Source organism: Butyrivibrio sp. FCS014 (assembly GCF_000526935.1).
Taxonomy (GTDB): Bacteria; Bacillota; Clostridia; order Lachnospirales; family Lachnospiraceae; genus Butyrivibrio.
Map to the genome: position 1 here is coordinate 22,239 of NZ_JAHA01000010.1, position 17,559 is coordinate 39,797.

Below are 17,559 nucleotides of genomic sequence, written 5' to 3' on the forward strand. Positions count from 1 at the left end.
CGCGCAGACAAAAATGAAACTTTTCGTCCATATCACTTATACTACGTGTTTCTCCTTAAGTTTACCTACGATGTAATCTACTGCCTCATCAGGTGAATCGGGAGTAACCTTCTCGCCCTGTCCCTTCTTTACCTTATCTGAAGCCTTAGCGATCTGTGTAGGTGATCCCTTAAGACCAAGGTTTGAATCGTCAACGTCCTTAAGATCAGCTCTGCCCCAAACTGTAACTTCCTTGTCGAAAGCATCGAAGATTCCGCCGGGAGTCATATATCTGGGCTCGTTGAGCTCTGAAAGAGCTGTGATAAGGCAAGGCATGTTAGCCTTTACGATGTGATATCTGTCCTCAAACTGTCTCTTAACTTCAACTGTTCTTGCCTTCTCGTCAACCTTGATCTCCTCAGCATAGGAAATTACGGGAATTCCAAGATGCTCAGAAATCTGAGGTCCAACCTGAGCTGTATCTCCATCGATAGCCTGACGGCCTGTGATGATGAGATCATACTCAAGGTTTCTGAGTGCGCCTGCGATTGTTGAAGATGTTGCCCATGTATCAGCGCCGCCCAGAACTCTGTCTGTTACAAGGTAAGCCTTGTCTGCGCCCATAGCAAGAGCTTCTCTAAGTACTGCGTCAGCCTTGGGAAGACCCATGGTAAGAACTGAAACTTCTGCGCCGTACTCGTCTTTTAATCTAAGTGCTGCCTCAAGTCCTGCCTTGTCATCAGGATTCATGATTGCCAGCATTGCACCTCTATCCAATGTTCCATCGGGTTTGAACTTAACGCCGCCCTTTGTATCAGGGACCTGCTTAATGCAAACTACAACTTTCATTTTTGTTCTCCTTCTTAGTTTTTAATCATAAGGAAGTGATTTACTTCAGCAAATCACCGGAAATAACCATTCTCTGAACCTCAGATGTACCCTCGTAGATCTCTGTGATCTTAGCGTCACGCATCATTCTCTCTACTTCGTACTCTCTGATGTAACCATATCCACCGTGAAGCTGAACAGCCTTAGTTGTAACATCCATTGCAACTTCTGCTGCGAAGAGCTTAGCCTTAGCAGCCTCTACAGAGTAGCGGTCAGTCTTCTTCTTGGCATCTGCCGCTGCATAAACAAGAAGCTTAGCTGCCTCGCACTTTGTAGCCATGTTAGCAAGCTGGAACTGGGTGTTCTGGAACTGACCGATCGCACGGCCAAACTGCTTTCTCTCTTTAACATACTCAACAGTTCTGTCAAGAGCGCCCTCAGCGATACCAAGAGCCTGAGCAGCGATACCGATACGTCCGCCATCCAGAGTATGCATTGCGATAGGGAAGCCCTTTCCGCGAGCACCAAGAAGGTTCTCTGCAGGAATGTGGCAATCCTGGAAAATAAGCTCGTAAGTAGAAGATCCGCGGATACCCATCTTGTTCTCCTTTGTTCCGAAGGTGAATCCGGGTGTTCCCTTCTCAACGATGAATGCTGAGAACTTCTTCTGCTTTCTGCCTCTCTTGTCTTCTACGATATCTGTGTAAGCGATGATGATGTAAACATCAGCTACTTCACCGTTTGTGATGAAGCACTTTGATCCGTTAAGGATCCACTCTTTGCCATCCTCTGTAAGAACAGCCTTTGTCTGTACGCCCTGAGCGTCTGTTCCTGCCATGGGCTCTGTAAGGCCGAAAGCACCGAGCTTCTCACCCTTTGCAAGGGGAACCAGATATTTCTGCTTCTGCTCTTCTGTTCCGTATGTAAGGATAGGATCGCAGCAAAGTGATGTATGTGCTGAAACGATAACTGCTGTAGTTCCGCAAACCTTTGCAAGCTCCTCAACACACATTACGTATGTGAGAGGGTCACATCCCTGTCCGCCGTACTCCTTGGGAATCGGGATACCCATGAAACCGTACTTCTGCATCTTCTTAACGGTCTCCATAGGGAATACTTCTGTCTCATCAACCTCTATTGCATTTGGCTTAACTTCTTTTTCTGCAAATTCTTTAAAAAGAGCTCTCGCCATTTCATGTTGCTGATCAAGCTGAAAATCCATGATATAAACCTCCGATTATATTGTTTATGTTTTAAGGAAACACCTGAAACTACGGGCTCGAAAGAACCTCGCCTCGTAATTACTTATCTGTAGGAACCTTGTTTCCATCAGCGTAGTTGTAGAAACCGATGCCGGTCTTTACGCCAAGCTTCTTGCCACGAACCATCTTACGAAGAAGAGGGCATGCGCGATACTTGGAATCGCCTGTCTCTGAATAAAGAACGTCCATGATAGCAAGAACGATATCAAGTCCGATGTAATCGCCCAGCTCAAGGGGTCCCATAGGATGGTTACATCCAAGCTTCATAGCTGTGTCGATACCTGCGATATCTGAAACACCCTCTGAATATACGAAGATACCTTCGTTGATCATAGGAACAAGGATTCTGTTAACAACGAAGCCTGCTGCCTCGTTAACCTGTACAGGAGTCTTTCCGAGATCCTCAGAGATCTTCTTGATCTTATCAACGTACTCATCGGGAGTGTTGGCGCCCTGGATAACCTCAACCAGCTTCATAACGGGAGCGGGATTGAAGAAGTGCATTCCGATGATGGGCTTTGCAAGGCCTGAGCCAATCTCTGTGATTGAAAGAGATGATGTGTTTGAAGCAAAGATACAATCGGGATTCTTAACGATGTTGTCCTGAAGCTCCTTGAAGAGGTTCTTCTTGATATCCATTACCTCAAGAGCAGCCTCAACTACGAGATCAGCATCTGCGCAGATGTCATTAAGACCTGTCTGGATCTTGGCTGTGATAGCATCAGCCTCTTCCTGTGTCTTCTTTCCCTTGGCAACCTGCTTATCAAGACCCTTCTTGATCTTGGCAAATCCGCCCTCAGCAAACTCAGTCTTGATATCGCAAAGATAAACCTTCTCTACGCTTGCAGCCTGAGCAAATGTCTGGGCAATACCTGAACCCATTGTACCTGCACCAATTACAGCAACTTTCATTTTTATTCCCTCCTAGTTTTTATATGCTTAAATGTGTGTTATGCGTTCTTAAAGTCAACAACCTTAACCTTAGCGGGGTCGTCTTTCTTTCTTAAGAAGTTGGCCATGCCTTCCTTCTGATCCTCTGTCTCGAAGCATGAACCAAAGAGCTTCTCCTCGATAACAAGAGCTGCGTCGATGTCTGTCTGACGTCCGTCGTTGATAGCCTTCTTGCAAGCACGAACAGCGATTGGAGCGTTTGCAGCGATCTGATTAGCCATCTTCTCGGCAGCTGCAAGGAGCTCTTCCTGAGGATATACGGCATTTACAAGACCGATTCTAAGAGCCTCGTCTGCCTTGATGTTTCTTGCTGTATAGATGAGCTGTTTAGCCATTCCGTCGCCGATGAGACGGGCAAGTCTCTGTGTTCCGCCAAAGCCGGGAGTAATTCCAAGGCCAACCTCGGGCTGACCGAACATAGCGTTGTCTGAGCAGATACGGATATCGCAGCTCATTGAGATCTCGCATCCACCGCCCAGTGCAAAGCCGTTAACGGCTGCGATAACAGGAACAGGGAACTGCTCGATCTTGCGGAATACGTCGTTGCCTTTTTTGCCGAAAGCCTCGCCCTCAGCCTTTGTAAGTGTGCTCATCTCTCCGATGTCTGCGCCTGCAACGAATGACTTCTCGCCTGCGCCTGTAAGGACAACGGCTCTTACAACGTTAAGGTCAAGAGCAGAAAAAGCAGCATCGAGATCCTCAAGAACCTGTGAGTTAAGGGCGTTGAGAGCCTCAGGTCTGTTGATGGTGATAACAGCAATCTTGTCTTTTAATTCGCAATTAACAAAACCCATTTTATGCCTCCTATATGAATGATTTACTTTTATCGTGATATACGCCTGACTCCGCTTACACTCCCGTCAGGCTACATACATTCGGAATACGGCCTATCGGCCTGCTTCCTCATGTATGTTCGGTTAACAAATTGATAACGACTGTACTGCGCAAGCGCAGCAGTCGTTATCAGCTTGTTTCCCTATATCACTCATACTTCTCTACGATTGTTGCGCAACCCATTCCGCCGCCGATGCAAAGAGTTGCAAGGCCCTTCTTGGCATCCTCTCTTCTTGCCATCTCGTGAAGAAGAGTAACAAGGATACGACATCCTGATGCTCCAACGGGATGTCCGAGAGCGATAGCGCCGCCGTTTACGTTAACCTTGCTCATATCAAAGCCAAGGTCCTTTGCAACTGCAACTGACTGAGCAGCAAATGCCTCGTTGGCCTCAATAAGGTCGATGTTGTCCAGTGTAAGACCTGTCTTCTTGAGAACCTTCTTTGTAGCAGCAACAGGGCCGATACCCATAACCTCGGGCTCAACACCTGCAAGAGCTCCGCCTACCCATGTAGCCATGGGCTTGATTCCCAGCTCTTTTGCCTTCTCTTCGCTCATAACTACGATAGCAGCAGCACCGTCGTTGATACCAGATGCGTTACCTGCAGTTACAAGGCCGCCCTCTTTGCCTGAGCAGCATTTAAGCTTTGAAAGTGTCTCAACGGTTGTGCCGGCACGAGGTCCCTCATCAACCTTGAAGTCTACCATTTCCTTTTTAACCTTAACGGGAACAGGAACGATCTCGTCGTTGAACTTGCCGTCAGCCATAGCCTTCTCGCACTTCTGCTGAGAATTAGCTGAGAACTCGTCGAGCTCTTCTCTTGTAAGTCCCCATCTGTCGCAGATGTTCTCTGCTGTGATCATCATGTGATAGTGATTGAATGCATCTGTAAGAGCATCGTTTACCATGGTATCTACAACTGTTCCGTTGTTCATACGATATCCGAAACGTGCATTGGGAAGTGCGTAAGGAGCCATTGACATGTTCTCCATACCACCTGCTACTACGATATCAGCCTCGCCGGCTAAAATGAGGTCTGCTGCCATATTGACACAGTTAAGACCTGATCCGCATACTACGTTAATTGTTACTGCAGGTACCTCATTGGGAATTCCTGCCTTGATGGATGCCTGTCTGGCAACGTTCTGTCCAAGTCCTGCCTGGATAACGCAGCCCATGAGTACCTCATCAACCTGATCAGGCTTAACACCTGCTCTGTTAAGGGCTTCCTTGATTACTATAGTACCGAGATCTGCTGCAGGTGTGTTGCTGAGAGCTCCGCCCATCTTACCGATAGCTGTTCTGCAAGCGCCTGCCAAAACTACTTTCTGTGCCATAAAGTATTACCTCCGTTTTTGAGAAATCTTGTGGTTGTTGCTGTTCAAAATTTGTGTGTTAAAATTTTGTCACAGCAATTTTATTGTAGCACAGCACTTATGCATTTGCAACAAAAATAGCTCCCCGCAGGGAGCTATTTTATAAAAAACTAATGACTTGATTGTTATTTAACAGTCTTTTATACTTCAGGTTCAATAAGACCGTAGGTGTTACCCTTTCTCTTGTAGACAACATTTACCGCATCGGTCTCGGCGTTAACGAAAACAAAGAAATTGTGACCCAGAAGTTCCATCTGAACACAGGCATCCTCAGCGTACATAGGCTTGGGATCGAACTTCTTCATACGCTCGATACGGATCTCCTCGTCATCCATGTAGTCCGCCTCGATGTACTCCTTCTTGAAGTTGCTGGCCTCGGCCTGCTGCTTGTCAACCAGTTTGCTCTTGTACTTCTTGAGCTGTCTCTCAATTACTTCCTCAACAAGGTCGATGGAAACATACATGTCATTGCTGACCTGCTCGGCACGGATGATCTTGTGCTTAACAGGGATTGTAACCTCGATCTTATGTCTCTCCTTGTCTACGCTAAGTGTTACGTTAGCATTGGTGTCCGGAGTAAAGTATTTCTCCAGCTTGCCAATCTTCTCTTCTACTGCTGATTTCAATCCGGGTGTTACATCAATGTTCTTTCCAACGATAGTAAATTTCATGCAATCATCCCCTTTACTGCGCCAATTTACGGCTATTTAGTGTTACAAGTATTATATCATTGAACAATACACACTTGCAATTTTTAACCGCAAATTGATTATTATCTTTTCGTTAATTATATGCTTTTTGTACAAAATGCACAAAAAATAACCTTTGTTTTCCATTGTACGAAATCCACCCATATCCCATTATTTTTGTGGATAATGTGGATAACTTCGTGTATAACTCATAAAATCGCCGTTTATGTTTTACCGTTTGTGGATAACTTTTGGGAAAAGAACTTTCGAAAACCTTTAATTTACTGTTGACAAACCAGATTCTGTGCAAAAGGGAGATTTTTGCAGCAAAGTGAGCCATGCACAAACTAAAAATAAGGCTGGGGTAAGTTTACTTAACCCCAGTCTTATTTTTTGGTTTGTATACGGCGAATGCCGTGAAACGAGGAACGGCGCAGCTGTTCCGAGTGTGCAGGGCGAACGACGGAAAGCAAGGAACAGCGCAGCTGTTCCGAGTGTGCAGGGCGAACTCCACAAATCCGGGCGCAGCGCAACAAATAAAAAGAAGCCATGTTCATCTCTGAACATGGCTTCTGTGATTTTAGAAGATCCTTCTTACAGCAAGTACTGTTCTGTATCCGGCATCTGAAATCTTAATACCGGTCTTGGCTGTAGAAGCGTGTACGATCTGTCCGTTTCCGATGTAGATAGCTACGTGACCGGAGTAGCAGACAATGTCACCGGGCTGTGCGTTTGCAAGTCCGTCAACTGCTGCACCTACAGATCTGTCAGCACCGGAGGAATGAGGAAGGCTAACACCGAAGTTAGCATATACGCTCATAACGAATCCGGAGCAATCGGCACCATTTGTAAGTGATGTGCCGCCGTAAACATAAGGATTACCAACGAACTGCTGAGCAAACTGAGCAACTGCGGAACCGATGGAGCTGGTAGCTGTTGTGTAGGAGCTTGCTGAATTGTAGCTGGATGATCCTGAACTACTCTTGGTACTTGACTTGGCAGCCTTGTTAGCAGCTTCTCTTGCAGCTCTTTCCTTAGCAAGACGTGCTTCCTCTTCTGCCTTGGACTCAGCCTTAACGAACTCAGTGGAAAGTGTTACATAATCAAGGGAAACGTATCCGTCACCTTCCTCGATACTAACCTTAACCCACTCATCGAGCTCTTCCTCAACTACAAGCTGATCCTCTATAGGTACGAGACCGAGAACCTCTGCATCAAGGCTTGGGCCTCCCCTAACTTTAAGTGTTGTAGTGGTAACTGTTGCGATCCTGGTTCCAACCTGCTTGGCCAGCTCAACCGCGTCATCACCTGTGACACAGTACTCGCCCTTTACATAGCCTTCAACAGATCCGGACTTGATCTTGTACCAGCCGTTGGTCTCCTCGATGAAGGTACCAACTGACTTGTCATAAAGCTTACCTACTACCTCGCCCTCGTTCTCATCAGGGAGATCACGAACGTTTACGTAATCATTAACCTGAGCGATAACAAGAGTCTTGAACATCTCTTCCTCAGACTGCTCTTCCTCGGTAACCTCTGTCTCCTTGGAAGTATTCCTGATAACAGCACCTGTCGCACTCTGGATATCTGAAAGAATGCTGTTGGTAATAGCTGAAGCTGTAGGTGTTACATCTGTCTTGGTGTCGGATGCCTCAATGGCCTCTGCCACTGCTGACTTGCTGGTGCTGGCCGCTGCATCAGCGTCCTGCTGCTTGTCATTCTCAACCGACTCCTGAAGATTTGAAAGTGAAACCTGATTGCTGCCGAGAGCATAGGTGATACCTGCCTGCGGCAGTACACTTGTAACCTTATTAGATGTTGCGTATGAATCTATACTGTAGTTTGTAAATACTAGTGCAGCTGTCATAGTAAAAGCCGCCAGCCGCATTATTGGTCTTTTCAAAACTAACCTCCGAATAAATGTTACGAATTTGTTACATCTTTTAAAAATATACGCCACATCTATTCATTTGTCAACTTAATTCTAAATTTTCTATTAAATCACTTCGCTTTTCCGACCATGAAATCCTGAACGGAAGTAACTGCGTTAGCGCCGTCAGCTACTGCTGTTACAATCTGGCGAAGCCTCTTAGCCCTTGAATCACCTGCAACAAAGATACCGGGTGCTGATGTAGCTCCGTCCTCTCCTGCGATTACGTAACCCTTCTCATCGCACTCAACAATATCTGCAAAAAGATCTGTTGAAGGATGGATACCAATGGCAACAAAAATACCGTCGACATTAAGGTCAGAAATTTCTTTTGTCTTAACATTTTCAACTTTCAGGTTATTTACCTTATCATCACCCTCGATCTCCTTAAGTACGCTGTCCCAGATAACCTCAACGTTCTCAAGTCCGAAAAGCTCGTCCTGAAGGATCTTGGTTGCTCTGAGCTCATCTCTTCTGTGGATCAGGTAAACCTTGCTGCAGAATCTTGAAAGGAAGATAGCATCCTCAACAGCCACATCTCCGCCGCCGTTTACTGCTGTTACCTTGCCTCTGTAGAAGGCACCGTCGCAGGTTGCGCAGTAGGAAACGCCCTTACCGATGAACTCTTCCTCACCGGGTATCTGGAGCTTGGAGTGGTGAGCGCCTGTGGCAAGGATGATGGTGTGTGTCTCAAACTCGCCGTTATCAGTTGCTACCTTATAAACAGGAGCCTCCGTGTCAGAGCCCTTTGAAATGCAGGTAACGCCTGTAACTGTTGCATCAACGAACTCAGCGCCGAGCTTGTCAGCGTGCTCTCTGAATTTCATTGCAAGATCAAATCCGTTAACTCCGGGAATTCCCAGATAGTTGTCAACTTCGTAAGTGTCAATGATCTGACCTCCGCTGACAGGATTTTTCTCTATAATAAGCATGTTGAGTCCTGCTCTCTTTGCATATACAGCAGCTGAAAGACCAGCAGGGCCGGAACCGATAATAATAAGATCGTACATAGTGTTTATCCTCCTTTAAGAATAATCGTTTGTTAAAAGAACTATGATCAGAATACCACAAATTTTAAAAAATGCAATACATACAATTAAATTTTATACAATTTAAATCCATGCCCCGTCAATCGTGATTATCTGTCCGGTAAGATAGAAGGGTGCTTCCGCCAGTTTAAGCACCATATCAGCCACTTCCCGGGCGTCTCCCATCCTTCCCGCGGGAATCTCCTCCTCCAATCCTTTAAGATCCTCGCTTGTAAGGTGCCTCCTGTTCATATCCGTGTCGATCACACCGCAGGAGACCGCATTCACCTGCACATTGCTTGGCGCCAGTTCCTTGGCAAGAGCCTTGGTAAAAGCATTGACTCCGCCCTTGGACGCGGAATAGGCAACCTCGCAGGATGCTCCAACAGACCCCCATACCGATGAGATGTTGATAATGCGGCCGCTTTTTCTTTTGACCATACCCGGAATAGCTCCGGTGCACATATAGAACAGGGAATCCAGGTTCGTGCCCATGACGCTGTGCCAATCCTCGGCGGTCATGTCGGTGAGAAGCCCCATCCAGGCAATCCCCGCATTGTTAACGAGAATATCCACCTCCGGGATCCGGGAAAAGAGCTTTCTCACGGCCTCAGGGTCTGAGACATCGCAGATAAAGGGCGAGCACTTTACGCCGCAGGTTTTTTCAAGTTCCCGGGCAAGGGCCACCAGCTCTTTTTCGCTCTCCTTACAGGTAATGTAAAGCTCGTCTCCGGCCTCGGCAAAAGAGACAGCTATTGCCCGTCCAATCCCTCTGGACGCGCCGGTTATAAGTACTTTTCGGTTCATTTCGATACCTCTTTTTACTATTATAAAAAGAAACGCCGAAGGCATTATGCCCCCGGCGAAATTATATCAGATAATATGCCTTGCAGGTACATCTTCAGCACTTGGCTAAAGCCTCGAGGACAGTTTCTTCTACGAAGGGCTTGGCCACAAATTCACAGGCGCCAAGCTTTACGGCCTCCATCATCTTGTCTTTCTGGCCGGCGGCGGTGACCATCACCACCTTAGCGTCAGGGAACTGCTCGCGGATCCTTCGAAGGGCTTCGATGCCGTCCATCTCGGGCATAGTGATGTCCATGGTGACAATGTCGGGCATGAGCTTGGGATACATCTCTACAGCCTCTTTGCCGTTTATTGCTTCGCCTTTTATACTGTAACCTGCTCTGTTCAGGATATCTGTGAGGATCCTTCTGGAAGTTCTGGAATCGTCAACTATCAGTACGCTCTTCATATCTATGCCTCCGATGCTTTCATGCCAAGAGAAATATCTTTTGAAACAGCGATAATATATTTAGCCTCTCCGCCGTGGGTGTAGACAGGCAGAACCATCATCTCGTCACAGCTGACTTCAGTGAAGGAAACCGTGAATTCAGGGGGCTCCAGCTCAATCTTCACGTCATTTTTGCTCATCTCGCTGGCGTAAAGTCCGTTGATACAGTTAATAACCTCGCAGACAGCATCCAGTGCGTCTTCCCTGGTCTCGATGAATTCTTCCTTGGTGTAGGCGATGGCCATTTTCCGAAGGTCCTCATACTTGCCGGAGATGGCAATGGTGGCGTTTCTGTCACCGTGGAACTTCTGATAGCCGATAACCTCGTCCTTGATCCTCCCTACCGTATAAGCCTGTCCCAGGCACAGATGGTTGTCCATGAGGCGGTACAGGTTCTTGATACCCATGATAAACATTTCTCTGTAGGAAGGATTTGAAGTGTTCAGGAAAATGGGAACAGCCTGCTCTATATCTCCCGTCTTGAGGGCAGACATATCGCTCTCGGTGAAGCCGTGATTCTTCTGGAATTCCTCTTCAACGGATTTAAGCTGCTCCATGGTAAGATAACCCTTGTCCACAACGGCCTGGAGAAAAGCAAGGTACGTATTGCCCTGCAGCTCCAACAACCTTCCGACCTGAGCCTGAGAAAGGTATCCCTTCTCGATGGCGATATCGCCGAAACGTTTGTCCATGGACTGCTGAAGCATGTTGACCTGCTCCGCCTGAGCTATGGTCATGAGCTTCTCAGCCACGGCGATAACCCCCAGCTTGGCACGGTTGAATTCCTGTTCTTTATATGCCTCGAGAAGCTGGGATTTGGTGAGCATTCCCCGCTCCACGAGATAATATCCGATCAGTCTGTCTAACATCCGTCGCTCCTTTTTATAAGCGCAAAAAACAAGGGTGCTACTTCAATTCTAGACTAATATACGTTCATTAACAAGCAATTTATAGTTTTATAAGATTTGTTACTTGTCGCTGTTAAGGTCAGACATAGCCTGCTTTAAGGCCTGCTGAACTGCGTCATCTGCTGCCGGTCCCACGGGCTTTGCAGGGGCCTTTTTGGCTGTTGCTGCAGCTGCCTTCTGAAGGTCGTTCTCAAGTGCCGCGATCCTCTCCTTGGTAATAACAAGGCCGTGGCCCTGAGGATTGATCCTTACGCCGTCTTTGTCCATGGCGAACTTAACGATATCCCTGTAGCTGAAGATACCTACGTTCCAAACGCCGGCTTCCCTGCCAAGCTTACTGAACTCAAAGCCGTCAGTGTATATAGGAAGGAACTGCTTGTCATCTTTGGTCTTCATTACAAGGAACCTGATCTTGGTGTCCTTGGTGAACTTGAGCTGTCCGTTCTCTCCCATCTCTGCAGGCCCCTCATGCTGCATGGGCACCATGAACTTGGCATTGCGAAGAAGTGAAAGCATTCTCAGCTCTTTTGCCTTGAGAACTTCGGGACGCTTCTCGTACTTAACCGGCCACTTGAGCTCCTCTAAGAAATCAAGCATCGCAAAGTTGAGCTCCGGGTTTTTGGGGCTCTTGTCATTGTCGGCGCGGCCCCACTCCATGGGTGAAGGCATGATCTCTTTTCTCTTGATGCGGGCTCTGTAAGCGCCGTTGTCGACGATCAGGTTCTCGATTCCCACATAATAGAGGAAATCGTAGAAATTCTTCTTGTTAGGGTCGTTGCCCTCAACTTCTATCGGGCACTCACGGGCGGTGAGCTTTCTGAACTGGGCCTCAAAGATGCCTGCAACCTTCTCCGCCAGCTCTTTTTCAAAATATACATTGGCAAAACCGTTGTCGATGAAAGGATAGCCGGTGGTGTTATCGTAAAGCACGAACAGGCTCTTGGCGTTCCTGAGTCTGTCGATGAGTTCGTTGTAAACCTTGCGGTGGTTGGCCTTGAACTCGGGCAGCGGAGACTTTCTGTTGAAAACCTCCATGGTTGTAAGAAGGAACAAAAGCTCCTGTCCTGAGAGGAACTTCAGCGTGTCGGGGGAGAGGTCCTCGTCGAATACCATCTCGCCGATCTCGTCCTTGCGCTCAGGGGACACGGTCTCCTCGATCACGTCGTTCTCGTGGTCCTTGACGTTGACGGGGTTGATACGCTGAATCACAGGCCACTCAAGGTCTGCGTAAGGATCCTGGTCTCCGTCTTCCGCTGCTGCGCTGCCGGCGCTGTTCTTGCGGCCGGGCATCTCATGGTCCTGAACCTCGCGAAAATCATGAATATCCGCGCTCTCATCATTCCGGTCAAAAGAGCCATCACTATCCGGCTCATTGTTGTAGTCGTGAGTTTCTTCCTCGCGGAAATCGTGGTGCTGCTTCTTGCGGCGGGGTTCGCGGTCATCACGCTCTTTGCGGTTGTCGCGGTCGTCGCGTTCTTTGCTGCCGTGGTCTTTTCCGGTGCGCTCATCGCGGTCATCGTCGCGCTCGTCGTCGCGGCGGGGCTTCTTGCGGCGGGCCTTCTGCTCCTGCAGCTCCTCCTCGTTTACGTCTTTTTTCTTTTTGCTGAATCTGTCAAATAATCCCATTAAAAAATAATCCTCCAAAAAAACTGTGTATGGGTGGTGCTTGTGGCACGGGCCTTTACGGTGCTTAGCGGCCGCGATGCGGCGTGTGGGGTGCTAAACCGGCCTGCGCTCTTTTACTCGTTGTAGAAAACTTCCGACACTTTTGCCAGGTACTCAGGATCCTTGCTGCCTGCGGATTCATAGGGTGAATGCATAGCCAGCTGGGCAAGTCCGATATCCACAGTGCTCACTGAAACCTGAGCTGTTGAAATATTGCCGAGGGTTGAGCCGCCTGCCATATCGGAACGGTTCACAAAGGTCTGATAAGGAACTCCGGCCTTCTCGCAAAGGAGTTTGAACCTGGCAGCCGAAACAGCATCGGTTGTATATTTCTGATTGCCATTGTACTTTATCACAATTCCCTTATTCATAACAGGCCTGTTTACAGGATCTGCTTTGTCGGGATGATTGGGGTGCACGGCGTGGGCATTGTCGGCAGAGATCATGAAGCTGTTTGCAATTGCAGTGTAATACTGCTCCTCTGTTCTGCCAAGGCCGGCGTTGATACGCCTCAATGTATCCTTAAGGAAAGTGGAGTCTGCGCCCTGCTTGGTGCCGCTTCCGACTTCCTCATTATCAAAAACGCAGTGGACGGCCACATTCTCTTTTGCCGAGGAATTAAGAAAGCCCTCGAAGCTGGTGTAGACGCACTCCTGGTCATCGAGCCTTGCGCTGGAGATGAACTCCTCGCGGCTGCCCCAGAAAGTGGGCTTCACCCTGCCGTAAAGGAACAGGTCGTGACCAAGAATGTCACCGGGTTTCACGCCGGCGGCCTGAGCTACCAGGTCAAAAAACATAGCTTCGGAATCAGCGTCTCCGAAAACCGGAAGCATGTCAGCCTGGGCGTTGTACTTGTAGCCGTCGTTGGCCTCGCGGTTCATGTGGATGGCAAGGGCCGGGAGCATCAGAAGATCTCTGTCGATGTTGACGAGCTTTGTTGTGAGCCTGCCCTTATCGCTTATAACTACGCGGCCTGCTACGGACAGCGGTCTGTCGAACCACTGGGCGCACAGCATTCCGCCGTACTTCTCAACGTTTAGTTTGATATAGGCGCCGGCGGCCTCCATCTCGGGATTCTCCTTGATCTTGAAGCTGGGAGAATCGCTGTGGCTGGCGATCATGTTAAAGCCGGCAAAGTCAGCCTTGGGAATCCTGAAGGAAATGATGGACGAATCGTTTCGTGTTACGAAGTAGTCGCCCGGGGTTAGAGACCACTCTTTTCCCTCAGAAAGCTCAGTAAAGCCGGCCGCTGTGAGCTGCTTCTTAAGATTGTCCACCACGTGGAAGCAGGTGGGGGACGCGTCTATGAAGTCCAGCATACGGCGGACCGTAGAATCGTAGGTTGATTTGGGCCTGCGAGCCGATGATGTTGCAGGTTTATCGGCGGTCTTGGGACGACGGGCCGATGATGTTGCGGGTTTATCTTCGGATTTTCTTGGCATATTGGTACCTCGTTTGTGTGCTGATTTATGTTCTGTAAAGCCGGCGTAAAATGCGCCGGGAATCTCGTCTTTGTGACAAAAACAAGTATAGCATAAAATCAGGAAAACCGTTGCTAAAAATGCGGTGGTATGTTATTATGTAAGCGCTTACATTTTGAAGATTATTTGTGGTTTTTATCTTTTTTATGAGCAAGGAGAATTGGGGATGACAAGAGAAGAAACTTTTAAGATGCTGGGTGAATATGTGGACTTTCTGCTGGATAAATCCGATGCGGAGCACCCTTACTGGAATATCGAGAATATCAGGGCCGGGAAGCCCAACAAATGGAACTATATCGACGGATGCATGATCACCAGCGTGCTGTCACTGTATGAGATGACCGGGGATAAGAAATACCTGGATTTTGCGGACAGTTTTGTTGGCTGGTTTGTTCAGGAGGACGGCTCCATCAAGACCTACAGCGCCGAGGAGTACAACCTGGACAACGTCAATCCCTCCAAGAATCTCTTTAAGCTCTATGATCTGACCGGCAAGGAGAAATACAGAAAGGCCATGGACACCGTGCGGCTGCAGCTGGCCACAATGCCCAGGACCAAGGCCGGCAACTACTGGCACAAGAACATTTACCCCTGGCAGGTTTGGCTGGACGGCATGTATATGGCGCAGCCTTTCTATATGGAATACGAAAAGCGCTACAACAAGATGCAGGGGTGCCTGGATTCTTTCAAGCAGTTCAAGAACGTTGAGGCGCTGATGAAGGATCCCAAGACCGGGCTCTACTATCACGGCTACGACGAGAGCCGCGAGATGTACTGGGCTGATCCCGAGACCGGCTGCAGCCCGAATTTCTGGCTCAGGGCTCTTGGCTGGTTTACCGTTGCTTTGGTTGATACAGCAGAGGCCATGGACGAGTCCATGTACTACGAGCTTCGCTATCTTCAGACAATGCTCAAGAATCTGGCTGACGCGCTTCTGCCCTACCAGGATGAGAGCGGAATGTTCTATCAGGTTGTAGACCGCCCGGATGCTGAAGGGAACTACCTGGAGACTTCAGGTACAGCGCTGATCGCCTATGGACTTCTTAAAGGTGTTCGTCTTGGATATCTGCCACAGCGCTTTGAGGCTGTGGCTGAGAAGGCCTTTGACGGAATCACATCCAAGTACCTCTCCCGCAACGAGGACGGCTCGCCCAAGCTTGGCGGCATCTGTCTTGTGGCAGGCCTTGGCGGCGCTCAGCACAGGGACGGATCTTTGGAGTATTACTTCTCCGAGCCCGTGGTGGAGAATGAGGCTAAGGGCGTTGCGCCGCTGATACTGGCTTATACTGAGCTGCTGCGGAGGCAGTGATGGACGGACGTTCCGGGCATGATGCATACGGGGATGTTTGGAGTTGGTGCATAGGCAGTGATGAGCCGAACTATATTGAGAAAATTGAATTGTTACGCGCCGGATGTGCCGGCGCTTTCTTTTTTGGGAAGAAACCCTACTGATGTACAAATTTTCTCAATGTACACTCAAATTACAAACACCTAATCTTTTCCCTCTCCATATTCTTAATTACCATTCACACTTTTCAAGACAGCATTCTTGTCTATTCACTGACATTACAATGATTTGACTTTATAAATTGAAGTATAAATAACAATGATTCAAGGCATAAGCGGTAATACGGCACAGAAATCAGGTCTGAGATGTGCTATAAACTTGGAATAAAGGTATATTCGGCACAGAAAAAATGCAGAAAAAAATTATGCATGTGCCTAATTCAAGGCATAAGCAGTAATGCAGCACAGGAATCACATCTGAGATGTGCCATAAACTTGGAATAAAGGTATATTCGGCACAAAAAAAGTGCGGAAATAAATTATGCATGTGCCTAATTCAAGGCATAAGCAGTAACGTAGCACAGAAAGATCCGGATTCTATGATTTTTATAAGCCACAAATTCAAATATCTGAGGATTTAGGCACACTAATCACATCTGAGATGTGCCGGATTTTTACAAACAAATACGATTAGGCTCACGCATGGCTAGCAAGCAGCCTCCTCAGGCAGATCATGCGTGAGCCTAACACCTCATGGATAGTAACCAGTTATCATTTGCTAATCCCTCTCAAACCCTCCTCAATAATGTATAATTGGAATTAGCTGTAAACACAGACATCAGAATCAATGGAGCTCGAAAACATGAAATACAATAAATCAAAACGCCGACAAAAGCCTTACATAGCACTTAAATCAGCTCTGCCAATCTTCATGGCACTGATCATGTTCATAACCCTGGCAGGATGCGGCAAGGCTAAACCCGCCGCACCGATAGAACTGCCTGTTGCTGAAAGCAGCTTCACTGAAGCCCCCGCGAATAATGACACTCAATCACAGGAATCGCAAGAATCTGAGCAATCTGCCCAGCAGGAGTCTCAATCTGCCGACACACAAAGCACCTCAGCACAAGAATCTGCTGCAGACACAACTCAGGCTGACCAGCAAGATGCATCGCAGGTGACGGAACAGGCCGCCGCACAAGATACCCAGCAAGCCTCTGCCCAGGAGACTCAGCAGAATGCCCAGAACACTACTCAGGACTCTCAGCAGCCCACCGCCACAGAGCCCCTGATTGACGAAGACGGCGTCTACACCACCAAGGAGGACGTTGCGCTCTACATCCACACCTATGGCAAGCTTCCTTCCAACTTCATCACCAAGAAAGCCGCCAAAAAGCTTGGTTGGAGCGGAGGTTCCCTTGAGGACTATGCCCCTGGCAAATGCATCGGCGGCGACTACTTTGGAAATTACGAAGGCCTGCTGCCCGAGGACAAGGAATACCACGAATGCGACATCGACACCCTGGGCAAAAGCAAGCGCGGCGCCAAGCGCATAATCTACTCCGACGACGGCTACATCTACTACACCGGCGACCACTACGAGAGCTTCGAGCTGCTGTATGAACCGTAATCCACACCCACTCCGATAATCACAGTACACACGGGGCCCGCTGCTATTACCTTCTTCAGAAATCGCAGCGCCAAATCACACCCACGAAAGGTTGACGACATGGAAAAAGTATTCTACATAGATCTTAAAGACATCACCAATAAGAGCGAACTTCACCGGCTGCTCTCCCGGGAACTTCCGCTTCCCGACTACTACGGCAATAACCTGGATGCTCTCTACGACGTTCTCACCGACAACGGCGATAGCTGGAATCTGATCTTCTACAATCAGCCCAAGTCTCCATCTGAGGAATTCGAGAAGTATCTAGGCAAACTAAGGAAGATGTGCGCCCGCGCCGCATCAGAATGCGACAATCTGCAAATACGATTCTTCCCGTAAACCCGGGGCGCGAGGCCAATGCGCCATTCCCCACGACG

Annotated in this window: 16 protein-coding genes; 3 read left to right on the forward strand and 13 right to left on the reverse strand. The window is 48.3% G+C overall.

All coding sequences use genetic code 11. From position 1 onward, the window contains the following. Nucleotides 1-36: 36 nt before the first annotated feature. From T456_RS0110955 to T456_RS0111015, 13 genes are all read right to left on the reverse strand, one after another. Nucleotides 37-828, reverse strand: coding sequence for an electron transfer flavoprotein subunit beta/FixA family protein (locus tag T456_RS0110955; RefSeq protein WP_024866179.1), 792 nt, complete (start codon nucleotides 826-828; stop codon nucleotides 37-39). A 40-nt stretch (nucleotides 829-868) separates the two neighbouring features. Further along, nucleotides 869-2,029: an acyl-CoA dehydrogenase gene (locus tag T456_RS0110960; protein WP_024866180.1), complete on the reverse strand. Its 1,161-nt coding sequence runs from the start codon at nucleotides 2,027-2,029 to the stop codon at nucleotides 869-871. Between the two features lie 79 nt (nucleotides 2,030-2,108). Beyond that, nucleotides 2,109-2,981: a 3-hydroxyacyl-CoA dehydrogenase NAD-binding domain-containing protein gene (locus tag T456_RS0110965; RefSeq protein ID WP_024866181.1), complete on the reverse strand. Its 873-nt coding sequence runs from the start codon at nucleotides 2,979-2,981 to the stop codon at nucleotides 2,109-2,111. A 38-nt stretch (nucleotides 2,982-3,019) separates the two neighbouring features. Next, nucleotides 3,020-3,814, reverse strand: coding sequence for an enoyl-CoA hydratase-related protein (locus T456_RS0110970; RefSeq protein WP_024866182.1), 795 nt, complete (start codon nucleotides 3,812-3,814; stop codon nucleotides 3,020-3,022). A gap of 187 nt (nucleotides 3,815-4,001) precedes the next feature. After that, a complete protein-coding gene (locus tag T456_RS0110975) occupies nucleotides 4,002-5,192 on the reverse strand; it encodes an acetyl-CoA C-acetyltransferase (protein ID WP_024866183.1) in 1,191 nt (396 codons plus the stop codon). 179 nt (nucleotides 5,193-5,371) lie between these two features. After that, a complete protein-coding gene (gene hpf, locus T456_RS0110980) occupies nucleotides 5,372-5,902 on the reverse strand; it encodes a ribosome hibernation-promoting factor, HPF/YfiA family (RefSeq protein WP_024866184.1) in 531 nt (176 codons plus the stop codon). Nucleotides 5,903-6,500: 598 nt separating this feature from the next. Beyond that, entirely contained in the window at nucleotides 6,501-7,823 is a 1,323-nt protein-coding gene (locus T456_RS0110985; RefSeq protein ID WP_024866185.1) for a C40 family peptidase, read from the reverse strand. Between the two features lie 98 nt (nucleotides 7,824-7,921). Further along, nucleotides 7,922-8,860 carry a thioredoxin-disulfide reductase gene (gene trxB, locus T456_RS0110990; protein ID WP_197026882.1) on the reverse strand — a complete coding sequence of 313 codons (939 nt, stop codon included), beginning with the start codon at nucleotides 8,858-8,860 and terminating at the stop codon, nucleotides 7,922-7,924. A gap of 102 nt (nucleotides 8,861-8,962) precedes the next feature. Continuing rightward, nucleotides 8,963-9,685, reverse strand: a complete 723-nt coding sequence (gene ymfI / locus T456_RS0110995) for an elongation factor P 5-aminopentanone reductase (protein ID WP_024866187.1) — start codon at nucleotides 9,683-9,685, stop codon at nucleotides 8,963-8,965. A 94-nt stretch (nucleotides 9,686-9,779) separates the two neighbouring features. Continuing rightward, nucleotides 9,780-10,133 (reverse strand): response regulator, encoded by a 354-nt coding sequence (locus tag T456_RS0111000; protein WP_024866188.1) that lies wholly within the window; start codon nucleotides 10,131-10,133, stop codon nucleotides 9,780-9,782. A 2-nt stretch (nucleotides 10,134-10,135) separates the two neighbouring features. Then, on the reverse strand, nucleotides 10,136-11,041 hold the full coding sequence (locus tag T456_RS0111005) for a chemotaxis protein CheX (protein WP_024866189.1): 906 nt from the start codon (nucleotides 11,039-11,041) through the stop codon (nucleotides 10,136-10,138). 99 nt (nucleotides 11,042-11,140) lie between these two features. Continuing rightward, on the reverse strand, nucleotides 11,141-12,706 hold the full coding sequence (locus tag T456_RS0111010; RefSeq protein WP_024866190.1) for an SseB family protein: 1,566 nt from the start codon (nucleotides 12,704-12,706) through the stop codon (nucleotides 11,141-11,143). Nucleotides 12,707-12,819: 113 nt separating this feature from the next. Then, on the reverse strand, nucleotides 12,820-14,187 hold the full coding sequence (locus T456_RS0111015; protein ID WP_024866191.1) for a M18 family aminopeptidase: 1,368 nt from the start codon (nucleotides 14,185-14,187) through the stop codon (nucleotides 12,820-12,822). Nucleotides 14,188-14,392: 205 nt separating this feature from the next. On the opposite strand from T456_RS0111015, the gene T456_RS0111020 reads away from it, so the two are divergent. The 3 genes from T456_RS0111020 (at nucleotide 14,393) to T456_RS21345 (ending at nucleotide 17,521) form a co-directional block, all read left to right on the forward strand. Further along, entirely contained in the window at nucleotides 14,393-15,535 is a 1,143-nt protein-coding gene (locus T456_RS0111020) for a glycoside hydrolase family 88/105 protein (RefSeq protein ID WP_024866192.1), read from the forward strand. Between the two features lie 840 nt (nucleotides 15,536-16,375). Beyond that, nucleotides 16,376-17,143, forward strand: coding sequence for a ribonuclease domain-containing protein (locus tag T456_RS23140; RefSeq protein WP_024866193.1), 768 nt, complete (start codon nucleotides 16,376-16,378; stop codon nucleotides 17,141-17,143). Nucleotides 17,144-17,242: 99 nt separating this feature from the next. Next, a complete protein-coding gene (locus T456_RS21345) occupies nucleotides 17,243-17,521 on the forward strand; it encodes a barstar family protein (protein WP_024866194.1) in 279 nt (92 codons plus the stop codon). Nucleotides 17,522-17,559 lie beyond the last annotated feature (38 nt).